This is a genomic window from Luteibacter sp. P4_E6, assembly GCF_056401535.1.
In genome coordinates this window covers 1-1,695 of record NZ_JBFUJE010000705.1, presented here as the reverse complement: position 1 = coordinate 1,695, position 1,695 = coordinate 1, and the positions used below count along the sequence as shown (strand labels likewise).

The following is a 1,695-nucleotide window of genomic DNA, read 5'->3' as shown; positions in this document are numbered from 1 at the left end:
ATCTACACCGGTGGCCCGTTCTTCGGCACCGATACGGGCGCCGGTCTGCAGGGCGGCGTCGAGAAGCGATGGGTGAACGACCGCGGGCATAAGTGGAAAAATCAGATCGTCATGGCGCAACGCCTCAAGACTGTCTCCACCCTTTACCAGATCCCCATGCCGGGTCCCAACCAGCGCAGCTTCAACTTCGGCGCGAACTACCGCGACGCCAACACGGTGACGTCGAAGTCCCGCACGGTCCAGCTCGTCGCCAATGAAACGCGGCTCTGGCACGGCTGGACGCGCACCATCGGCATCAATGCGCTGTCCGGTACATTCACTGTGGGCAAGCGCGGTGGCGAAGGCGACAACGCGCTGGGCCTGGATCACGGCCAGAGCACCCTGGTCTACCCCGAAGTGACGCTGAGCCGGAAGAAAGGCGACAACCCCACCTTCGTGCGCAGCGGCTGGTCGTTGACGCTCACCGCGCGCAGTACCGCCGGCGACCTGCTTTCCGACGCGCGCTTCTCGGAACTGATGGGCGACGCGAAGTGGATCCAGTCGTTCTGGGGCCGCAACCGCCTGATTCTTCGCGGCACCGCCGGCAAGATCTGGACGGACGACTTCAGCGCCCTGCCCCCGCAGCTGCGCTTCTTCGCGGGCGGTGACCGCTCCGTGCGAGGCTACGATTTCGAGAGCATCGGCCCGAAGAACACCTACGGTCGCGTGATCGGCGGCGAAAACCTGCTCGTGGGAAGTACCGAGGTGGAGCATTACTTCACGCGCAACTGGGGCATGGCCGCCTTCGTCGATGCGGGTAATGCCTTTGCCGGCACCGACTACAAGCCACTGGTGGGCACCGGCCTGGGCGTGCGCTGGCTCTCGCCGGTCGGCATGATCCGCGCCGACCTTGCCGTACCGGTCGGCAACAAGGAGTCGCACGGTATCCATCTGCACGTCGTCATCGGGCCCGACCTGTGAGGAGCACCGGCATGAAATGGTTGATCCGCACAGGTGTGGCGCTAGGCGTGCTGCTTCTTGTTGTCGCGCTCGGCGTGTGGTGGCTGGTCGGCAGCGCGTCGGGCCTTCGCTTCGCATTGGCGCGTGCGCAGGCCTTCACCGATAACGCGCTCACGATCGAACACGCCGAAGGGCGTCTCGCCGGGCCGCTCGATCTTGCCGGCCTGCGCTATCGCGATGGCAAAGGCATGGATGTGCGTGTCGCGAAGGCGCATGTCGACTTCTCGTTCGGTTCGCTGCTGCGCAAGCGCGCGCATGTCTACGACCTGACGGCGGACGGCATCGATGTCGCCCTGCCACCAAGCCAGCCCGAACCGGAGACCGCTTCCGAGCCGTTCTCGCTCGAGCCGCCGCTCGACATCGCGCTCGACAAGGTCAAGATCGGTCACGTGAAGGTGACGCAGGCCGGCCAGCCCCTCTTCGAATCCAATTCGCTCGACCTCGTCGGCTCGTGGACATCGAAAGGCATCGCCTTGCAAACCCTCGCCCTGCGTGCACCCGATGGCCAGGCCGACCTTGGCGGCACGCTCGCTGTCGGCAAGGGCTACAAGGGCGACGGCAAGGCCAGCTTGCGCTGGAAGCTCGGCGACATCGACTACGCGGGCGCCCTCGAAGCACACAGCGACGGTGCGAAGGCGCATACCATCGTCAAGCTCACGCTGCCCTTCGTCGCGCAAGTCGATGCCAACCTCGTAC

General features: G+C 65.4%; 1 protein-coding gene and 1 pseudogene. Both read left to right on the top strand.

All coding sequences use genetic code 11. The annotated features are described in order from the left end of the window. Positions 1-960 (top strand): autotransporter assembly complex protein TamA (locus AC1DT2_RS22610; RefSeq protein ID WP_477298885.1); only part of this gene is annotated, 960 nt, incomplete at its 5' end. 11 nt (positions 961-971) lie between these two features. Then, positions 972-1,695: pseudogene (locus tag AC1DT2_RS22605) on the top strand (translocation/assembly module TamB domain-containing protein); the annotation flags it as partial.